Annotated in this window: 14 protein-coding genes; 11 read left to right on the top strand and 3 right to left on the bottom strand. The window is 65.3% G+C overall.

All coding sequences use genetic code 11. From position 1 onward, the window contains the following. Positions 1-141: 141 nt before the first annotated feature. The 8 genes from EG885_RS00070 to EG885_RS00035 all read left to right on the top strand — a co-directional run bounded on the left by EG885_RS00070 (position 142) and on the right by EG885_RS00035 (position 10,783). Positions 142-609 carry a (2Fe-2S)-binding protein gene (locus EG885_RS00070; RefSeq protein ID WP_207392151.1) on the top strand — a complete coding sequence of 156 codons (468 nt, stop codon included), beginning with the start codon at positions 142-144 and terminating at the stop codon, positions 607-609. Next, positions 606-4,022: a molybdopterin cofactor-binding domain-containing protein gene (locus tag EG885_RS00065; protein WP_131572425.1), complete on the top strand. Its 3,417-nt coding sequence runs from the start codon at positions 606-608 to the stop codon at positions 4,020-4,022. Before EG885_RS00070 ends, EG885_RS00065 begins: the two co-directional genes overlap by 4 nt. Before the next feature lie 131 nt (positions 4,023-4,153). After that, complete coding sequence (locus EG885_RS00060) at positions 4,154-5,299, top strand: FAD-dependent monooxygenase (RefSeq protein WP_131572424.1); 1,146 nt, start codon at positions 4,154-4,156, stop codon at positions 5,297-5,299. 100 nt (positions 5,300-5,399) lie between these two features. Next, a complete protein-coding gene (locus EG885_RS00055) occupies positions 5,400-5,585 on the top strand; it encodes a hypothetical protein (RefSeq protein WP_131572423.1) in 186 nt (61 codons plus the stop codon). Continuing rightward, the gene (locus EG885_RS00050) at positions 5,582-7,063 is read left to right on the top strand and encodes a sodium:solute symporter family protein (RefSeq protein ID WP_131572422.1); all 1,482 of its coding nucleotides are present in this window, start codon (positions 5,582-5,584) and stop codon (positions 7,061-7,063) included. The genes EG885_RS00055 and EG885_RS00050 overlap by 4 nt, the downstream gene beginning before the upstream one ends. Further along, positions 7,041-7,583: a hypothetical protein gene (locus EG885_RS00045; RefSeq protein ID WP_131572421.1), complete on the top strand. Its 543-nt coding sequence runs from the start codon at positions 7,041-7,043 to the stop codon at positions 7,581-7,583. The genes EG885_RS00050 and EG885_RS00045 overlap by 23 nt, the downstream gene beginning before the upstream one ends. Positions 7,584-7,921: 338 nt before the next feature. After that, positions 7,922-9,121, top strand: a complete 1,200-nt coding sequence (locus EG885_RS00040) for an aminopeptidase P family protein (RefSeq protein ID WP_131572420.1) — start codon at positions 7,922-7,924, stop codon at positions 9,119-9,121. A 117-nt stretch (positions 9,122-9,238) separates the two neighbouring features. Continuing rightward, entirely contained in the window at positions 9,239-10,783 is a 1,545-nt protein-coding gene (locus tag EG885_RS00035) for a phospholipase D-like domain-containing protein (RefSeq protein WP_131572419.1), read from the top strand. A gap of 79 nt (positions 10,784-10,862) precedes the next feature. Here EG885_RS00035 and EG885_RS00030 read toward each other — a convergent pair whose 3' ends face one another. Further along, positions 10,863-11,957, bottom strand: a complete 1,095-nt coding sequence (locus EG885_RS00030; RefSeq protein ID WP_131572418.1) for a helix-turn-helix transcriptional regulator — start codon at positions 11,955-11,957, stop codon at positions 10,863-10,865. Between the two features lie 253 nt (positions 11,958-12,210). Between EG885_RS00030 and EG885_RS00025 the strand changes: the two genes are divergently transcribed. Beyond that, positions 12,211-15,447 carry a Hint domain-containing protein gene (locus EG885_RS00025; protein ID WP_131572417.1) on the top strand — a complete coding sequence of 1,079 codons (3,237 nt, stop codon included), beginning with the start codon at positions 12,211-12,213 and terminating at the stop codon, positions 15,445-15,447. A gap of 24 nt (positions 15,448-15,471) precedes the next feature. Here EG885_RS00025 and EG885_RS00020 read toward each other — a convergent pair whose 3' ends face one another. Further along, on the bottom strand, positions 15,472-16,113 hold the full coding sequence (locus EG885_RS00020) for a flavin reductase family protein (protein WP_131572416.1): 642 nt from the start codon (positions 16,111-16,113) through the stop codon (positions 15,472-15,474). 22 nt (positions 16,114-16,135) lie between these two features. After that, positions 16,136-16,825 carry a GntR family transcriptional regulator gene (locus EG885_RS00015; RefSeq protein WP_131572415.1) on the bottom strand — a complete coding sequence of 230 codons (690 nt, stop codon included), beginning with the start codon at positions 16,823-16,825 and terminating at the stop codon, positions 16,136-16,138. A gap of 249 nt (positions 16,826-17,074) precedes the next feature. Here EG885_RS00015 and EG885_RS00010 point away from each other — a divergent pair, with 249 nt between their 5' ends. Together EG885_RS00010 and EG885_RS00005 are read left to right on the top strand one after the other, a co-directional pair. After that, the gene (locus EG885_RS00010) at positions 17,075-18,625 is read left to right on the top strand and encodes an ABC transporter substrate-binding protein (RefSeq protein WP_131572414.1); all 1,551 of its coding nucleotides are present in this window, start codon (positions 17,075-17,077) and stop codon (positions 18,623-18,625) included. Positions 18,626-18,691: 66 nt separating this feature from the next. After that, positions 18,692-19,657, top strand: coding sequence for an ABC transporter permease (locus EG885_RS00005; protein ID WP_131572413.1), 966 nt, complete (start codon positions 18,692-18,694; stop codon positions 19,655-19,657). Positions 19,658-19,685 lie beyond the last annotated feature (28 nt).

Genomic DNA, 19,685 nt, shown 5'->3' with positions numbered 1-19,685 from the left:
ACCTGTTCCAGCCGGCACCGCCACGCAAAGACTATAAATTGGGCGAATGAATAATTCAGGGCTGCCGCGGTTAAAAAATGTTTGTGTACATTTGAATATTGTCTCACCATGCCGGAACGGGCCGCTGAACGAGGGATGCGGATGGATTTCACATTGAACGGGCAGGATAGCAGCGTGACGGACGGCGAACGCCTGTCCCTGCTGGATCTTCTGCGTGACCGGATCGGGCTGAACGGGCCGAAATACGGCTGCGGTCTGGGGCAATGCGGGGCCTGCACGGTGCTGGTCGACGGTGCGCCCGCGCGGGCCTGCGTGATGCGCGCCGCCCGTGTCAAAGGCCGCTCCGTGACCACGCTGGAGGGGTTGGCCGACCCGGTGACCGGCGATCTGCATCCGGTCCAGCAGGGGTTCATCGACGGGCAGGGCGCGCAATGCGGCTATTGCCTGAACGGCATGATCATGACCGCCGTGGCGCTGCTGGACCGCAATCCCGACCCTTCGGACGATCAGATCCGTCAGGCGCTGCGCGACAATCTGTGCCGCTGCGGAACCCATCAGGACATCGTCGCCTCGGTCCGTCAGGCAGCAGCCCTGATGGTGGCGCGATGACGGGTTTGGCGACGTCGGGCGGGCTGTCGGTCTTTGACGACCGCCCCGAGGGGCGGATCGTCTTTCTGCACATGGATGCGGACGGTTCGGTGACCGTCCAGAACGGCCATGTCGATCTGGGCACCGGGATCGAGACCGCGCTGGCCCAGATCGTGGCCGAGGAACTGGATTTGCCGCTGGACCGGGTGCGCGTGGTGCTGGGCGACACGGCCAGCACCCCCGATCAGGGGCCGACCATCGCGTCCGAGACGATCCAGATCACCGCGCGGCCCCTGCGGTTTGCGGCGGCGCAGGCGCGGCTGGCGCTGCTGGGGCTGGCGGCACAACGGCTGAACGCGGCCGCCACCGATCTGCGCACCGCGGACGGGCAGGTCATCGGGCCGCATGGCGCGCAGGATTACGCGGCGCTGCTGGCGGGCCGGGATCTGACCATGCGGCTGGACGATCACGTTCCGGTCAAGGATCCGGCCCAATACCGCATCGTCGGCCAGCCCGTCGGGCGGCGCGATCTGCCCGCCAAGGTGACCGGCGCCTTTGCCTATATCCATGATCTGCGGATAAACGGCATGCTGCACGGCCATGTCATCCGCCCTCCCTATGCCGGGCGAGACAGCGGCGATTTCGTGGGCCGCAGTCTGGTCGCCGTGGACGAGGCTTCGGTCGCGGGCATGCCCGGCCTGATCGCCATCGTGCGCGAGGCCGATTTTCTGGGCGTCGTCGCGCAGACGCCGCAGCAGGCGCAGGCCGTCGCGCAGGCGCTGCGGGTCAGCTGGCGGATGCCGCCCGATCTGCCGCCGCTGGATCACCGGCTGGCGCAGACGCTGCGCGATCAGCCCTCGACCGCGCGGCTGCTGGACGGGTCGGGCGATGTCGATCGGGGGTTGGCCGAGTGCGACAGGCGGCTGTCGCGGACCTATCTGTGGCCCTATCACGAACATGGCTCGATCGGGCCGTCCTGCGGGGTGGCGGACTGGAACGATGGCGCGCCGCTGGTCTGGTCTGGCACGCAGAACCCGCATCTGCTGCGCGCCGATCTGGCGCTGCTGACCGGCCTGCCCCCCGAGGCGGTCGAGGTGCGGCGCCTGCAGGCCGCCGGCTGCTATGGCCGCAACTGCGCCGACGATGTCTGCGGCGACGCGCTGCTGCTGTCGCGCGCCGTGGGCGCGCCGGTGCGGGTGCAGCTGACCCGCGAACAGGAACATCTTTGGGAACCGAAAGGCGCCGCCCAACTGATGGAGGTGCAAGGCGGGCTGCGCGACGGTCAGATGCACGCCTATGCGATGGACAGCTGGTATCCGTCGAACCGGGGGCCGAACCTGTGCCTGCTGCTGACGGGCCGCATCCCCGCCGATCCGCATCACGCGATGATGGGCGACCGGACCATCGTGCCGCCCTATCGCATCCCGCACAAGCGGATCACCTGCCATGATCTGGCGCCCATCGTCCGGGCCGCATGGATGCGGGGCGTGTCGGCCCTGCCCAACACCTTTGCGCATGAAAGTTTCGTCGACGAGCTGGCGCATGAGGCCGGGGCCGATCCTGTGGCCTTTCGCCTGCATCATCTGGACGATCCGCGTCAGGCCGATCTGGTGGCCCGCACGGCGGATGCGGCGGGCTGGCAGGACCGGACCGGGCCCCGGTTCCGGCGGCAGGGGCGCATGGCCTATGGTCAGGGCTTTGCCTATGCCACCTATGTGCATGGCGCCTTTCCCGGCACGGCGGCAGCCTCGGCGGCATGGGTCTGCGATGTGGCGGTGGACACGGAAACCGGCGAGGTGACGCTGACCCGCGTCTTTGTCGGACAGGACCAGGGGCTGGTCATCAACCCCGATGGTGTGCGCGCCCAGATCCACGGCAATGTCATCCAGACGGCCAGCCGCGCGCTGACCGAACAGGTGACCTTCGACGCCATCGGGCCGACACCGAAAAGCTGGGCGACCTATCCGATCCAGACCTTCGATCAGGTGCCGCAGGTGCAATCCATGCTGATCGCCCGGCCCGGCGATCCCGCGCTTGGCGTGGGCGAAAGCGCCGCCGTGCCCGCTGCCGCCGCCATCGCCAACGCCATCTTCGACGCGACCGGGGTGCGCCTGCGCGAGGCGCCCTTCACGCCCGAGAAACTGCGCGCCGCCCTGGCGGGGCAGGGGGCCGGTCCCGCCGCCTTGCCCGCGCCCGGGTCCGCGCCCGCACGGCCCAAACGGCGCAGGCTGTGGGCGGCTTTGGCCTCGGTCGGGGGGGCGCTGACTTTTGGTGCGCTGGCGCTGCCGATCCATTCCGCCATTCCCGCCAGCCGCGCGCCCCTGGCCGCGCAATTCACCCCCGAGACGCTGGAACGCGGCGCGCAGGTCTTTGCCACCGGCGATTGCGCCGTCTGCCACACTGCGCCGGACGGGGCGGCCAATGCCGGCGGGCGGGCGATGCAGACGCCCTTCGGCACCGTCTACAGCACCAATCTGACGCCGGATCCCGACACGGGTCTGGGCCTGTGGTCCTTTGCGGCCTTCGAACGCGCGATGCGGCACGGGATCAGCCGGGACGGCAAGAACCTGTATCCGGTGTTTCCCTATACGTCATTCGCGCGGATCGATGATGGCGACATGCAGGCGCTTTATGCCTATCTGCAGACCCTGCCACCGGTCCGGGCCCAGATCCCGCGCGCCACGATGCTGGCGGCGGTCAACCTGCGCCCGGTCAATGCCCTGTGGAACCTGATCTATCACGATCCGGCCCCGCTGACTTCGGACGCGGCGCAATCCGAGGTCTGGAACCGGGGCCGTTATCTGGTCGAAGGGGCGGGCCATTGCAGCGCCTGTCACACGCCCCGCAACGGGCTGGGGGCCGAGGATGCCGCACGACCCTATGCCGGGGCGATGGTGGCCGAGGCATGGGCGCCGCCTTTGACGGGCGCGCAGGCCGGCGCGCGGGGCTGGGACCGGGACAGCCTGTTCGCCTATCTGCTGACCGGTCATGCGCCGGGCATCGCCAGCGCCGGGGCCAAGATGGCGCCGGTGGTGGACAGCCTGCAAGGCGTGCCCGATGCCGATATCGCCGCCATGGCGACCTATCTGGCCTCGCAGATCACCCCTGCCGAGCCGCGCCCGCTGGCCGAGGGTACGCCGCCCCCCGGCCCGGCCTCGCGCATCTTCCGCGCCGCCTGCGCCAGTTGCCACACGCCCGGTCTGCCGGGGGCGGAAACCGCCGCGCAGGTGCCGCTGACCCTGTCCGCAGCCCTGCGCGCGCCGCGTCCGGATGCGGCGCTGGCGGTGATCCGCGACGGGATCGAGGCACCCTTGTCCCTGCCCCTGCGCGACATGCCGGGGTTCGCCGATCAGCTGGACGGGGCGCAGATGGCCGATCTGGCCGCCTATCTGCGCGCCCGCTTTGCCCCCGACCTGCCTGCATGGGACCGCTAGGGACGGGTGGGCGCTTGCCTGATAAAGATGCAGCCGGGCTGGAAATTCGCAGGCGGAGGCATCAAAACTCTTGCAGGGTTAAGTTGTTTGTATACGAATGAAATAACAGCAACCAGCGAAGGGATCACAACGTGACCGCCATCGACCGTATCGACATCGCCGTGATCGGCGCCGGACTGGGCGGGGCCGCCGCTGCCGCCCTGCTGAACGAGGCCGGATTCAGCGTCGATGTCTTTGAACAGGCACCAGAATTCGTGCGTTTGGGGGCGGGCATCCATATCGGCCCCAATGTGATGAAGATCTTTCGGACCCTGGGGCTTGAGGATCGGCTGGCGGCCATCGGATCGCATCCCGATCACTGGTTCTCTCGGGATGGAATGACCGGCGAATATCTGTCGCGGATCAGGCTGGGCGATTTTGCGCTGCGCGAATATGGCGCGCCCTACATCACCATCCACCGGGGCGATCTGCATGCCGAACAGATCGCGATCCTGCCGCAGGACCGGCTGCATTTCAGCCATGGCCTGACCGATCTTGAGGAACGCGACGACCATGTCCTGCTGACATTCTCGAACGGGCGGCAGGTTGCGGCGGGGCTGGTGATCGGCGCTGACGGCATCAATTCGATGATCCGCGAAAAGCTGCTGGGCGTGGAAAAGCCGCGCTTTTCGGGCTGGATCGGGCATCGGGCGCTGGTCGATATGGACAAGCTGCGCGCGACGGGGCTGGAATACGAGGCCTGCGTGAAATGGTGGTGGAGCCAGTCGCGCCACATCATGGCCTATGCGACCAAGGGGGATGCCAGCGAATATTACTATGTCACCGGCGTGCCGGTGGACAGCTGGGACCATGATACGGGCTTCGTTGACAGCTCCCGCGAAGAGATGGAGGCAATCTTTGGCGCGGGCGCCCACCCGATGGTGCGCGGCCTGATCGACGCCACGACCGAGGTCACCAAATGGCCGTTCTGGAACCGCGACCCGATGAGCTTGTGGAGCCGGGGGCGGCTGTGCCTGCTGGGCGATGCCTGCCATCCCATGCGCCCGCATATGGCGCAGGGCGCCTGCATGGCGATCGAGGATGCCGCCGTGCTGACCCGCGCCTTGACCCTGACCGGGACGGCGGATTATCGCAGCGCCTTTACGCTGTACGAGAATACGCGCCGGGATCGTGCCACCAAGGTGCAGACGATCTCGAACGCGAATACCTGGCTGAAGCAGCCCGAAGACCCGGCCTGGGTCTATGCCTATGATCCGATGACGGTGCCCTTGCACTGATCGCGGCCCGGCCCGCGCGTCCGCGCGCGGACCCAATCATGTGAACGAGGCGATCCGGCACCGCCCGAGACCGCCCTCATCCTTCAGGGAGTTTCTCCTCATGTCCCGCAGCTTGTCTCTCAGGCTTGTCAGCCTTGTCATTCTGTCGTGCTATCTGGTGCCCTATGCGCTGATCGGACAGATCGGCGCGTGGTATGGCAGCTTTCTGTTCTGGTGTCTGGCGGGCGTGGCCGTCATCGTGCTGAACATCATCGCCACCGCCGGTTTCACGGAGGATGCGGAATGACCGTCTCACTGGTGATCTGGGGCATCGCGATCTATGTCGTGCTGTCGCTGGCCGTGGCCTGGCTGTCGCGGTCAGGCCCGGCCACGTCGATGTCGGGCTATTTTCTGGGCGACCGGGGCATGGGGGGCGTCGTCTCGGCGCTCAGCTATTCGGCGACGACCTATTCGGCCTTCATGATGGTCGGGCTGGCCGGTCTGACCTATCGCGGCGGTGTCGGTGCCCTGGGGTTCGAGATCGTCTATTTCGCCGGCGTCACGCTGGTTGCGATCTTCGGTCCGCGTTTCTGGCGGGTGGGCAAGAAATACGGTTTCGTCACCCCGTACGAGATGCTGGGCGTGCGCTATGGCAGCAAATGGGTGGCGGTTCTGGCCGGGCTGACCAGTCTGGTTTTCCTGATCCCCTATTCGGCGGTGCAGCTGTCGGGCGTGGGCTATCTGCTGTCGGGGATGACCGAGGGGCAGATCAGCTTTGGCACCGGCATTATTGTGGCCACGGTGCTGGCGATCCTGTTTTCCTATATCGCGGGCATCCGGTCCGTCATGTGGACCGACAGCCTGCAGGCGCTGGTGATGATCGTCGCATCGGTCGCGGTCTGCGTGCTGGTGGTGGCGGAACTGGGCGGGTTCTTCACCATGTTCGACCGCATCGCCGAGGCCTCGCCTGCCATGCTGCAGGTGCCGGGGCCGGGGCTGTTCAGTTTCACGACCTTTCTGGGCATGACCCTGCCGTGGTTCTTCTTTGCCATCTCGAACCCGCAGGTCAGCCAGCGGCTGTTCATGCCATCCTCGCTTGGCGCCCTGCGGCGGATGCTGATCATCTTTCTGTGCTTCGGGCTGGTTTACACCATCGTGTCGGTCATCTGGGGCTTTTCCGCCTTCCTGATCTTCCCCGATCTGGAACGTCCCGATCTGGCGACCTCGATGCTGCTGTCATCCGACTATGTCCCGCCGCTGCTGGGCGTGGTGGTGATGATCGGCATCATGGCGGCGGCGGTGTCGACAATCGATTCGATCCTGCTGACCCTGTCGTCGATCTTTTCGCGCGACGTCTACAGCAACCTGACGGGCGATCATGACGATCAGCGCCAGCTGAAGATCGGCAAATTCGTCATCCCGGTCATCTCGCTGCTGGCGATGGGCTTTGCCGCGATGGAGTTCAGCATGATCGCGATCCTGTCGGTCGCGACCTCGGTCGGGCTGGTGGTGATCGTGCCCGCGACCATCGGCGCCTTTTTCTGGAAACGCGCCACGGCGGCAGGGGCACTGGCCTCGATCGGCGGCGGCGTGGTCTTTGTGACGGCGATGTATCTGACCGGCAATTCGCTGATCGGGCTGAATGCGGGGGTGCTGGGCTTTCCGGTGGCCTGCCTGATCTTCGTCGGCGTCAGCCTGATCACCCGGCCCTCGTCCACGCAGGTGCTGGACGGCTTTATCGACGACCGGCCCGCCGCTGTCCTTGGGGCGGCGCGTCCGGTCTGATCGCCAGCCTGATCGGTCACAACTGCCCGCGCCCCCATCGGGGCGCGGGCTTTTTGATGTCCGGCAGCCGCGCGCCATCGGCGAAATCGCCGACCTGCCGCGACCGGTTGGCGGTTTCCACACCAGCATCGTCTGCGACCGAAAGGCCGGATGCGCGATCTGGGGCAGGTCCACAGGGCGGCCCAGAAAGCCGATCAGGCTTTCGGAACAGATCGTCACCCCCAGCCCCGCCGCGCTGACCTTGGTTAACCCGGCGCCGCGCTTCGCATCCTATCGCTTGGGCGTGGCGCTGGCGGGGATCGTCGGCGCGCTGTCCGTTCCCGGGCAGATCCGGCACACCCTGTTTGTCTTTCCGGACTATTCCGGCACCTTTCCGTCCGCGACCGGCGCAGATCATGGTCGCCGATTGCGATATCCGTCGCCGCCGCGTGACCGTGCCCGCATTGTTCGACCCCGACTGCAACACCGTTATCTGCACGGCCTCAACGTCGAAGGGCGGGCGGCATCGCGGCATGGGTGATCGGCCCATGCCATTGTGATCGGTTTTTCCCCGGCGCTGGACCGGGTGCATCAGGCGCAGGGCCGCTTCAGCGGATCGAACCCGCAGGTTCCTGTTCCCCGGGGACGCCCATGTCGCCCTGTCGCGCCGCGGAGATGCCCCCAAGGCTGCCGGAAGGGCTTGAACGCCGCGCGGGATGGGGTAACCTTGTGTCATGGGCCGGCGATGGCGTCGCCACCGCAACACTGTTGCGCAAGCCCTGTTCCCCATCCTGAACGCCGGGATCTTGCGTTTCCGCCGATGCGGCAAGGAAGGGTGCCTTTCCCTGCACGATCGGCCCGACAAGAAGGCCGTTTGCCATGAACCGTCCCGAATTTTATCATTTTCATCAGGGTGATCGCCAGTTGCCCTTCGACGGGGCCGAATACGACGCCCGCCTTGCCGGCCTGCGCCGCGACATGGCCACGGGGGGCATCGACGCCTGTGTGCTGACATCGATGCATAATATCGCCTATTATTCAGGTTTCCTTTACTGTGCGTTCGGTCGTCCCTATGCTTTGGTGGTGACGCCGTCGGACTGCGTGACGATCAGCGCGGGGATCGACGCGGGCCAGCCGTGGCGGCGCAGCCATGGCGACGCCATCACCTATACCGACTGGCAGCGGAACAATTACTGGCGGGCGGTCCGGTCGGTGACCGGCACGGGCCGCTGCATCGGTTTCGAAAGCGACCACATGACGGTCGGGCTGAAATCGGCTCTGGACGACTATCTTGCGCCCGGCCGGGCCGCCGACATCTCGGCGCTGACGATGCAGCAGCGCATGCACAAATCACCTGCCGAGATTGCGCTGATCCGTCAGGGCGCCGCCATCGCCGATATCGGCGGTCATGCGATCAAAGAGGCCGTCAGGATCGGCACCCGAGAGATCGACGTGGCCATGGCAGGCCGCGACGCGATGGAACAAGAGATCGCTGCCCGCTTTCCGCTGGCCGAATATCGCGACACATGGGTCTGGTTCCAGTCGGGGATCAACACCGACGGCGCGCATAACCCGGTGACCGCGCGTGTTCTGCAGGCCGGGGACATCCTCAGCCTCAACGCCTTTCCGATGGTTTCGGGCTATTATACCGCGTTGGAGCGGACGATGTTCGTGGGCGGAATCGACGACGCGTCACTGGCGATCTGGCAGGCGAATGTGGCCGCGCATGAATACGGGATGAGCCTGCTGAAGCCCGGCGCGACCTGCTCCGGGATCACGCGACAGATCAACGCCTTTCTGGCCGACCGGGATCTGTTGCAGTACCGGACCTTTGGCTATGGCCATTCCTTCGGCCTTCTCAGCCATTATTACGGCCGCGAGGCGGGGCTGGAACTGCGCGAGGATATCGACACCGTGCTGGAACCCGGCATGGTCATCTCGATGGAGCCGATGTTGACCATTCCACAGGGCCAGCCCGGTGCCGGGGGCTATCGCGAACATGATATTCTGGTCATCACCGGCGATGGTCATGACAATATCACCGGCTATCCCTATGGCCCCGGCTTCAACCTGCTCTAGCATCAGGCCCCCGGTCGCGTCACCCCGGGCGCAGCCGTGGCGCGCCTTGCGGGGCCGCAACGGCCATGCGATGCCTGCGTGACAAAGGCTCAACCCGCAGAAGGCAGGCGTCGCAACATGGCACGGGTGATGGCGCTGATCCTGCTTGCGGTTCTGACCGTGATCCTGATCGGGCATGTGACGTTCAGGCCGCCATCGCTGCAGGGTCGGACGACCAGCCACGCCCTTGCGGCCTCGGCGGATACGGTGCTGGGCCGGTTCGCTTTGTCGCCGCCCCGGGATGCGGCGGGCGGCAGCGGCGTCGTTCCCCTGATGTCCGGCCCGGATGCCTTCGCCGCCCGCATGGCGCTGATCCGCGCCGCTCAGGTGTCGCTGGACGTGCAATATTACATCTGGCAGCGCGATGCGGCGGGGCTGATCCTGCTGGACGAACTGCGCAGGGCTGCGGAACGCGGCGTGCGGGTGCGCCTGTTGCTGGACGATAACGGCATTTCGGGGATGGACAGCGATCTGGCCGCGATCGACGCCCTGCCCAATGTCGAGCTGCGGTTGTTCAACCCGTTCATTCTGCGCAACCCGAAGCCAATCGGCTATCTGTTCGATTTCTTCCGGCTGAACCGGCGGATGCACAACAAATCGCTGACCGCGGACGGCGCGATCACCATGCTTGGTGGCCGCAATATCGGCGACCTCTATTTCGGCATGGGCGGCGGGATGCAATATGTCGATACCGACGTCATGGTCGCGGGGCGGGGCGCGGCCGATGTCGGCGCGGATTTCGATCGCTACTGGGCCAGCGGGTCCGCCCATCCCGCAGACCGTATCCTGACCGTGCCCCGGACCGGCGCGCTGGACCGCCTGATGGCCGATGCCCGGCAGCAGGCAGGGTCCGCCAACGGGCAGGCCTATGGCGCGCGCCTGCGTCAGGCCGATATCGTGACGCAGATCGCAGCGGGTCAGCTGGCTTTCGAATGGACCGATGTGGCGCTGGTCAGCGATGATCCAGCCAAGGGGCTGAACAAGGCGCGGCAGAACGATTTCCTGTTCCCTCAGCTGATGCAGCTTGTGTCGCGGCCCGACCGCTCGGTCGATCTTGTCTCGGCCTATTTCGTGCCGGGCACCGGGTTCACCGAGGCCCTGACCCGGATCGCGCGCAGCGGGACGCGCGTGCGCATCCTGACCAATTCGCAGGCGGCTACCGATGTCATTCTGGTCCACAGCGCCTATATCAAATATCGCAAAAGGCTGTTGCAGGCCGGGGTCGGCCTTTATGAACTGAAGCCCGACTTCGCGGTCTCGTCGCGCGACGAAAGGCAGGCCGGGCCGTCGCGGGCCAGCCTGCATTCCAAAGCCCTGTCTCTGGACGGGCAGCAGGTGTTCATCGGGTCATTCAATTTCGATCCGCGTTCCTTTGCGCTGAATACCGAAATGGGCGTGCTGATCGACAGCCCGCAGCTGGCGGGCGGGTTTCAGGCAGCCTTCGATACGGCCTTTCCCACAACCACCTATCGGCCCGCGATGACGCCCGGCGGCGACATGGTCTGGGACGAGCCATTGGCCGACGGCACCGTCGCCCGGCATCTGTCGGAACCCGGCACCAGCCTGGCATCGCGCATGCTGATGCGGTTCCTGGGGTTGCTGCCGATCGAGTGGATGCTTTAGCGGGCGCCCGTGCGGCGTGGTCCGGTTCGGCGCGCCCCAGGATATCGCTGCGATCCGTCCGCAAACCAACGGGCGTCCGTTAGCCCGTCTCGCAGGTCACGATCCGGATCAGATCGCCAAGCCGCCGCGCGCCGGTCTTGGCGATGGCCGCCTTGATCTGGTTGCGCACGGTATGCAGGCTGACCCCGCGTTCGCGCGCAATCTCGGGGGCCGAGGCGCCCCCGGCGACGGCCAGCGCGATGCGGGCCTCGGCGGCGGTCAGGCCGAATTTGCGCCGCAGCCGGTCCCCGGGCGCTTCGCTGCGGGCGACGCGCTGAAAGATCAGCCCCAGACACGGCCCGGCAGGGGCGGGCGTGTGCTGAAAGGGCGGATGCAGCAGGGCATCGCCGGGCACCGCGACGGCCCTGCCCTGCCAGACCCCGTCATTGCAGACAGCAGGGACAGGCCCGCCGCGCGGCGCCCGGACCAGCGACTCCAGCCAGTCCTGCATCCGGGGGGTGGTCATGCGGAACAGGCCTGTCGCATCGATGCGGAACGGCGCCAAGGCCCCGGCATCCGGTTCCACTTGCAGGGCGTGGCGCTGTGGGTTCAGAATGACGAACAGCGCGCCTTCGGTGGCGCCCGCCTCCAGCAGGGCGATACGGGCGGCATAGCCGCGCAGGATCGCATTGACCTGCAGCGCATGACGCAGATGCGGGGTCAGCTGATCCAGCAACCGGACCAACGCATCCTCGACCCGGTCGCGTTCGCGCTGGCGCACATTGGCGGCCAGAAAGACGTGGCGCCCCTGCCCCACCGCAAGGCGCAACCCGACCCCGCCGCGCATATCGTCCTGTGGCCGGATCCAGTCGTGATAGAACTCGGTCCGCATCAGATCCTCGTCCGCGATCAGCCCGGCCGAGCGCAGCGGCCGATCGACGGGCATCATCGCAAAGCGTCGCGCCCAAGGGTTCAAGGCGCCGTAATGCGCGATGAAGCTTTCGCCAAAGGCCGGGTCGAAGCTGCCATGAACGGCAGGCAACTGGATGTTTTGCGACCCGTCGGCATTGACCCCGAAGGCCGCGATCCGCGCCCCGCCCGAGGCGCGTTCCAGTTCCAGAATGACATCCCGCCAGGCCGTGGGGTCCAGCGCGGCGCGATGAACAGCCGACAGAAGGCGCGGATCAGGGATCAACGGCAACTCCTTTGCAGGGCGGCATCTGCATTCAGTTTTCGTCAAGGTCACGCGCCGGTCAACGCCGGTAACGACCGGTTCACAGACCTAGGGCCGCTTTGCCCGAAGACTGAACAGGGATGCCTGAAAAAATCGTTAACGCATGACCGGAAGTGGTCATGCCCGGCTGCGCGATCCCGAGCATTCTGAGCAGTAGTCAGGCCACGATGCGGAGCAGACCCCGCCATCGGCGGATCATCACGCCAGAGTCACAATGGGGACACAGATGCCAATCTATTCAGGAACCGATCGAGGAGACTATATCGTCGGCAGTAGTGGGCCAGACACGATCTACGGACTCGGAGGCGATGACAGAATTGAAGGGTCGTTTGGCAACGATCTGATCTATGGCGGTGTCGGAAACGATACCATCATGGGGGGCGATGGAAGCGATAGCATCTTCGGCGAACAGGGTAATGATTCCATCGATGCCGGGACCGGAAACAATTACATCGATTCCGGTGCCGGCGCCGATACGGTGTCGGCTGGCAGCGGCGCCGATACGATCCTTGGCCACAGCGGCGACAAAACCATCCATGCAGGCGACGGGCAGAACTACATCAGCGTCAGCGGTGGCAAAGCGTATGTGACCACCGGCAGGGGAAATGACCAGGTCACGACTGGCAACAGCAATGACACGGTGTCGACCGGAGCTGGAAATGACACGATCCATTCCGCGATGGGCGATGATTCCATCGCCTCGGGTGGCGGGGACGATCAGATCCAGCTGGGCGGCGGCGCCGATACGATCGAGGCCGGAGACGGGGATGATCTTATCTCGGCCTATGAGGGCGGCGACAAGCTGATCGACGCAGGCGCGGGTGATGACCGAATCTATCTGGGTGCCGGCAACGATACCATTCAGGGCGGTAACGGTGCCGATTACATCGATGCAGGCGAGGGCGACAACCTTGTCGATTCGGGCAGCGACGATGGCGCCGATACCGTCTCGGCCGGGGTTGGCAATGACACGATCACCACGGGCGCGGGCGACGATTATGTTACCGCCGGGGATGGCGCGAACACCATCACCCTGGGTGATGGCGATGATTATGCGTATGCCGGATCGGGCGACGACACGATCTATGGCGGCGACGGCGTCGACTTGATCAACGCAGGCGACGGCGACAACCGGGTTTATGCGGGGACCGATGCCAGCTTCGATGACGTCACCACCGGCTCGGGCAATGATTGGGTCGAACTGGGCGAGGGCTACAATACCGCCTCGACCGGTGCAGGCAATGACACGATCATAGGCGGGTCGAGTGGTGATACGATCTATTCCGATGACGGTGACGATCTGGTCATGGCCGGGGATGGCGACAACTTTATCACCCTTGATGGCGGCAACGATACGGTCACTGCAGGGTCAGGCGATGACACCATATATGGCGGCCGCGGCATCGAGACGATCGACGCGGGCGATGGCAATAACGTTATCGAAACCTCTTCGGCAACCTCGACCCAGATCCTGACCGGTGCCGGGAATGATGATATCACGACAGGGGCGGGCGACGATCAGATCGTATCCGGCGCGGGCGATGACCGCATCACGGATTACGGCGGCAACGATACCATCGATGCCGGTGATGGCGCGGACACCATCACCGTCAATGGCACGGGCGACGACGACGATATCGGCGACAAACTGATCGACGCCGGTTCGGGCGACGATTACGTCACATCGGGGGCGGGCAACGACACCATCACCGGCGGCGACGGTGCCGATTACCTCGACGCAAGCGAGGGCGACAACCTTGTCGATTCGGGCAGCGACGATGGCGCCGATACCGTCTCGGCCGGGGCTGGCAATGACACGATCACCACGGGCGCGGGCGACGATTATGTTACCGCCGGGGATGGCGCGAACACCATCACCCTGGGTGACGGCGATGATTATGCCTATGCCGGATCGGGCGACGACACGATCCTTGGCGGCGACGGCAGTGACATGATCGACGCGGGCGACGGCAACAACCGGGTTTATGCCGGGACAGATGCCAGCGCCGACAGCGTCACGACCGGCGCGGGCAATGATTGGGTCGAACTGGGCGAAGGCGACAATCAGGCCTCGACCGGTGGCGGGAACGACACGATTCTGGCAGGGTCCGGGAATGACACGATCACTGCCGGGGACGGCGACGATCTGGTGACGGCGGGCCAGGGCGACAATGTCGTCACCCTTGATGGCGGCAACGATACCCTCACCGCAGGGTCCGGCAATGACACCATCTATCACGGCGGCAGCGGCACCAAGACGATCGACGCCGGTGACGGCGACAATTATGTGTACAGCTATGATGGCTCGTCGGCCAACGTCCAGACCGGCGGCGGGAATGACACGATCTATGGCGGCACCGGCGACAGTCACGTCTCATCCGGGGCGGGCGATGACACCATCGAAGACTATGGCGGCAATGACACCATCGATGCCGGGGCCGGGGCGGACTATATCCGTGTTTATGGCGACGGGAACAACCGGATCGACGCGGGCGACGGCGACGATCTGGTTCTGTCCGCCGAGGGTCACGACACCATCGACGGCGGCGCGGGCAATGACACGATCTATGGCGGCACCGGTGCAAACCTGTTCATCGCCAGCGACGGCCATGACGTCATTCAGGATTTCGACGCGACCGAGGATCGGATCGACCTGTCGGCCTTTTACAACCGCACGACGCTGGCCGCCCATAACGCCGCCCATGGCACGACCTATGCCCGCCCGATCGACTGGCTGCGCGACGATCTGGCCGAGGATGGGGTTCTGTCTTTGGGCGAAGACCGGTCGCTGCAACTGAACGGCGTCGATCCGCAGGATCTGAACGCCGGAAATGCGCTGTGTTTCGCGGACGGGGTGATGATTGCCACGGGCCAAGGCGACCGCCGCTGCGGCGATCTGCGGGTGGGCGATCTGGTGCGGACCAGGGATGTTGGGCAGCAGCCGATCCGCTGGATCGGGTCGCGCGATCTGACGGTGCGCGACTTGCAGCGTTTCCCCCATCTGCAGCCGATCCGCATCCGTCAGGGCGCCCTGGGACAGGGCCTGCCGCACCGCGATCTGGTCGTCTCGCCCCAGCACCGGTTGGTGGTCCGCTCTCGCATCGTGACGCGGATGTTCGGGACGGGCGATGTGCTGGTCGCGGCCAAGCATCTGCTGCAGACAGAGGGGATCGAGATCGCGCAGGATCTGACCACGGTCACCTATGTCCACATGCTGTTCGATAGCCATCAGATCGTCTTCGCCGACGGTGCCGAGGCGGAAAGCCTGTACACCGGCGATCAGGCGCTGTCGATGATGGGCGCACAAAGCCTGCGCGAGATCCTCGAGCTGTTTCCGGGGCTGGAGGGGCAGGCCCCGCCCCTGCCCGCGCGCCAGCTGATCGGCGGCAGAAAGGGCCGGACCCTGGCCGAACGCCACAAACGCAACGGCGTCGCGCTGGTGGCGACCTGACGGAGTGCAGATGGGCCTGGCCGCTTAAAGCGTCGGCAGATCAAAGGTCTCGTTCGACCGGCAATAGCCATGCCCACCCATCCGGCCCATCGCGTCCAGCCCGGCCGGATCGATATGCAGACGGTCGTTGATGATCGACGACCGGACATGCATCGCCACCACCTGCCCCAGCACGATCTGCCGCGAGGCCGAGATTTCCAGCGTGACATAGCGTCGGCATTCCAGCGCCACGGGGGCTTCGGCGATATAGGGGCAGCCGATCAGATGGCCGGGCATGGCGGTCAGCCCGGCCTCGGCCAGTTCGTCGATCCCGGGGGCAAAGGGAAAGGCGGTGATGTTCATCGCATCCAGATTGGCGTGATCGACGATATTGACGGTGAATTCGCCGGTGGCCCGGATGTTATGGGCGGTGTCCTTGAAGCGGCGATCCTCGTGATTTTCGACCCCAAGCGCCAGAATGGCGGGGTCTGCGGACAGCACGTTGAAGAACGAAAACGGCGCGGCATTCACGCGCCCGGCCTCGTCCACGCTGGTCACCCATGCGATGGGCCGGGGCACGACGGCGCCGATCAGCAATTTGTAGCGCTCGCGTGGCGACAATTCGGCGAAATCAAAGCGTGTGGTGTCAAAGGCTGCGCCATGCGCTGCCGTCAGGTCGTCATGCATCGGGGGCCTCCGTTGGGAAAAACTATTCGGTCGGGCTGAGGTAGCGCATCAGGATCGCGCTGATATCGCTGTCGCGGCCGCTGTCATCGGTATTGGCGCGATCCTCGACCGCATGCAGATGCGCGTCCATCAGGCGCGTCGCGGTGTCCTGATCCTGGGCGGCCAGCGCGTCGATCAGGCTGTGATGTTCGCCGATGCCGCATTCCGCCGAGTGCGGGCGGCCAAAACGGGCAAGGATCAGCGATGACCGCGACACGATCCGGCTGACGAAACCCGTCAGCTCGGTCGATGCGGTCAGTTCCGCCAGCAGGATGTGAAACTCTCCGGCCAGCCGGATCGAACGGGGGCTGGCGCTGCGGATCGCGCGCTCCTCCTCTCGGACATGGCTGCGCAGGGCGTCGATGCCGTCCTTGGGCATCTTGCGGCACAACCGTTCGATCACCTCGCGTTCAAGGCAGCGGCGCAGGGCGAACACATCCTCGGCCTCGGCGAATGACGGAACGGCGACGGCGGCGCCGCGATTGGGCTTCATCTCGACCAGACCGTCCGATTCCAGCCGGACCAGCGCCGCCTTGGCCAGCGTGCGGCTGACACCAAAGGTTTCCCCGATCGAATCCTCGGGCAGCTTGGTGCCGGGCTTCAGCGCCTGTTCCAGAATCGCGCGCCGAAGCGAGGCATAGATCGCATTGCTGCGTGTGGTGCTGGTCGACATGGCGCTTTCACCCAAGGTTCTGTCCCTTTCCTAAAGGACATGCATTCCATCGTCAACTATGCATGCAATTATGTATTGATATTGGATGCGATATGGGGGATCACTGCGATAAGGAATCGGTAGATGATCCCTCAAAAGACAGTTTATCCGCCCAAAAGCCTGCGAAGCAGCGCAAAAGACGCTGCAAGACCGACCGCTTTGTATGCAAGTCTGATCATAAAACGAATGCGACAACAGGGAAAACTGAACATGAGCCTTCGCACTGCACTGCTTTTGGCCACCGCGCTTGTCGCCGCGACCTCTGCTTCGGCCGAGACGTTGCGGTGGGGTGCCTCGCGCGATCTGGGATCGCTGGACCCTTATTCCTATGGCGACAGCTTTACGCTTGGCGTGCTGAACCACGCCTATGAGGGGTTGGTGCGCTATGACGGCGATCTGACGATCGAACCGGCGCTGGCCACCGCATGGGAGATCGTGTCGCCCACCACATGGCGGTTCACCCTGCGCCAGGACGTCACCTTCCATGACGGTGCGGCCTTCACCGCCGAGGATGTGCAGGCGTCGCTGCTGCGCGCCACCCATGAGAAATCCCCGCTCAAGGGCAATATCCCCGCGTATACCGGGTCGCGGGTCATCGACGATCACACGATCGAAATCGACGTGACCGAGAATTATCCGCTGCTGCTGAACGATCTGACCACGATCTATGTCTTTGACGCGGGCTGGCTGGCGACCAATGATGCCGAGGAACCGACCGATGTCGGCGCCGGCACCGAAGGCTTTGCCACCTATAACGCCAATGGCACCGGGCCTTTCCGGGTGGTCAGCCGGACGCCCGATGCCTCGACCGTGTTCGAGGTGTTCGAGGGCTGGTGGGACACGCCGGTCCACAATCTGGACCGGATCGAATTCACCCCCATCGCCAGCCCCGCGACCCGCGTGGCGGCGCTGCTGGCGGGTGATATCGACTTTACCGACGCCGCCCCCGTGCAGGACATCCCCCGGCTGGAGGCATCGCCCGACGTCAAGCTGCTGGAGGGGACGGATCTGCGCACCGTCATGATCGGCTTCAGCCAGCGCGAGACGCTGATCGACGGCAGCCCCAACCCGATGCGCGACCTGCGCGTGCGGCAGGCGCTGCAACTGGCCATCGACATGGATCTGATTCAGTCGCGGGTGATGCGGGGCAAATCGCGCAATGCGGGCGCGCTGGTCGCCCCGCAGATCCCCGGCTATGACGAGGCGCTCGACACGCCGGTCGCCGCCGATCCCGAACGCGCGACGGCCCTGCTGGCCGAGGCCGGGGCCGAGGGATTCTCGTTCGATTTCAACTGTTCCGACACCTTGGTGAACGAGGAGCAGATCTGTCAGGCGCTGGCCTCGATGTGGTCGCGGGTGGGGCTGAAACCCCGCATCGATCAGGGGCCGCGCGCGGTCCAGACGCCCAAGCGGTCGGGCGGCAATGTCGATGTCTATACGCTTGGCTGGGCGACGCTGCCGATGCTGGACGCCTATTCGCTGACCAGTCAGGTGCTGCATACCAAAGAGGGCACCTATGGCATCTTCAACTGGGGCGGCTGGTCTGATGCGGAATTCGACGCGGTGACCGAGGCCTCGGCGACCGAGCTGGACACCGAAAAGCGCCTGGCCCTGTCTGCCGAGGCGCTGAAGATCGCGCAGGACAAGGCGCTGATGATCCCGCTGCATCAGCAACCCCTGACATGGGCGACCAGTGCCGGGGTCGACGATCTGCCGCTGTTCGCCGACAACCTGCCGCGCCTGTGGCTGACGGTGAAATAAGACCGGCCCGGCGGGGCCCTTGACCGGCCCCGCCCCCTTTTCCCCCACCCGACAAGGCAGGATGCAATGCTGGTCTTTCTTGTGAAACGTGTCGGCAATGCGGCGCTGGTGATGTTGGCCGTGGCGCTGTTCGCCTTCATGATCTTTCGATTTCTGGGCGACCCGGTCGAGATGATGATGAACGAAAGCGCCACCCAGGTCGAACGCGACGAGCTGCGCGACCGGCTTGGCCTGAATGCCAGCTTTCCCGAACAATATGCCCGTTTCGTCACCCGCGCGGTGCAGGGTGATTTCGGCATCTCGTGGCGCAATCAGCAAGAGGTGATCGGCCTGATCGCCGACCGCTTTCCCGCCACGTTCGAGCTGGTGCTGATCGCCACGATCATCTCGCTGGTGGTGGGCATTCCGCTCGGGGTGCTGACCGCGATCGGGCGGGGCCGCTGGTGGGCCGAGGGGATGCAGACCGTGTCGATCGTGGGCGTCTCGCTGCCGTCCTTTATCGTGGGCATCCTGCTGATCCTGGTGTTCTCGGTCAGTCTGGGCTGGCTGCCGGGATATGGGCGGGGCGAGACGGTGCAACTGGGCTGGTGGTCCACCGGCTTTCTGACCCAATCGGGGCGCGCGGCGCTTATCCTGCCCGCCATTTCGTTGTCGCTGTTCCAGATCACGCTGGTCATGCGGCTGGTCCGCGCCGAGATGCTGGAGGTGCTGCGCGCCGATTTCATCAAATTCGCCCGCGCCCGGGGCGTGCCCGCCCGCACGCTGTATTTCCGCCATGCGCTGAAGAACTGCCTGATGCCGGTGATCACCATGACCGCGATGCAGGTGGGCAATCTGATCGCCTTCGCGCTGGTGACGGAAACCGTCTTTCAATGGCCGGGCATGGGCATGCTGTTCATGCAGGCGATCACCTTCGTCGATATCCCGGTGATGGCGGCCTATCTGTGCATCGTGTCGTTCATCTTCGTCGCGCTGAACACCGTCGTGGACATCGCCTATGCCGTCATCGACCCGCGCCTGCGCGCGTCCTGAGGAACCCGCCCCATGACCCTTGCCGACA

Origin of the sequence: Paracoccus nototheniae (assembly GCF_004335005.1) — a bacterium.
Lineage (GTDB): Bacteria > Pseudomonadota > Alphaproteobacteria > Rhodobacterales > Rhodobacteraceae > Paracoccus > Paracoccus nototheniae.
The sequence above is the reverse complement of the archived record's forward strand: the minus strand, read 5'-3'. Positions and strand labels throughout refer to the sequence as shown.

Excerpts from the sequence above, each read along its gene's own strand:
- EG885_RS00055 (WP_131572423.1), top strand. The coding sequence starts at position 5,400 with ATGTCCCGCAGCTTGTCTCTCAGGCTTGTCAGCCTTGTCATTCTGTCG.
- EG885_RS00005 (WP_131572413.1), top strand. The coding sequence starts at position 18,692 with ATGCTGGTCTTTCTTGTGAAACGTGTCGGCAATGCGGCGCTGGTGATG.
- EG885_RS00065 (WP_131572425.1), top strand. The coding sequence starts at position 606 with ATGACGGGTTTGGCGACGTCGGGCGGGCTGTCGGTCTTTGACGACCGC.
- EG885_RS00020 (WP_131572416.1), bottom strand. The coding sequence starts at position 16,113 with ATGCATGACGACCTGACGGCAGCGCATGGCGCAGCCTTTGACACCACA.
- EG885_RS00035 (WP_131572419.1), top strand. The coding sequence starts at position 9,239 with ATGGCACGGGTGATGGCGCTGATCCTGCTTGCGGTTCTGACCGTGATC.
- EG885_RS00040 (WP_131572420.1), top strand. The coding sequence starts at position 7,922 with ATGAACCGTCCCGAATTTTATCATTTTCATCAGGGTGATCGCCAGTTG.
- EG885_RS00025 (WP_131572417.1), top strand. The coding sequence starts at position 12,211 with ATGGGGACACAGATGCCAATCTATTCAGGAACCGATCGAGGAGACTAT.
- EG885_RS00050 (WP_131572422.1), top strand. The coding sequence starts at position 5,582 with ATGACCGTCTCACTGGTGATCTGGGGCATCGCGATCTATGTCGTGCTG.
- EG885_RS00070 (WP_207392151.1), top strand. The coding sequence starts at position 142 with ATGGATTTCACATTGAACGGGCAGGATAGCAGCGTGACGGACGGCGAA.
- EG885_RS00015 (WP_131572415.1), bottom strand. The coding sequence starts at position 16,825 with ATGTCGACCAGCACCACACGCAGCAATGCGATCTATGCCTCGCTTCGG.
- EG885_RS00010 (WP_131572414.1), top strand. The coding sequence starts at position 17,075 with ATGAGCCTTCGCACTGCACTGCTTTTGGCCACCGCGCTTGTCGCCGCG.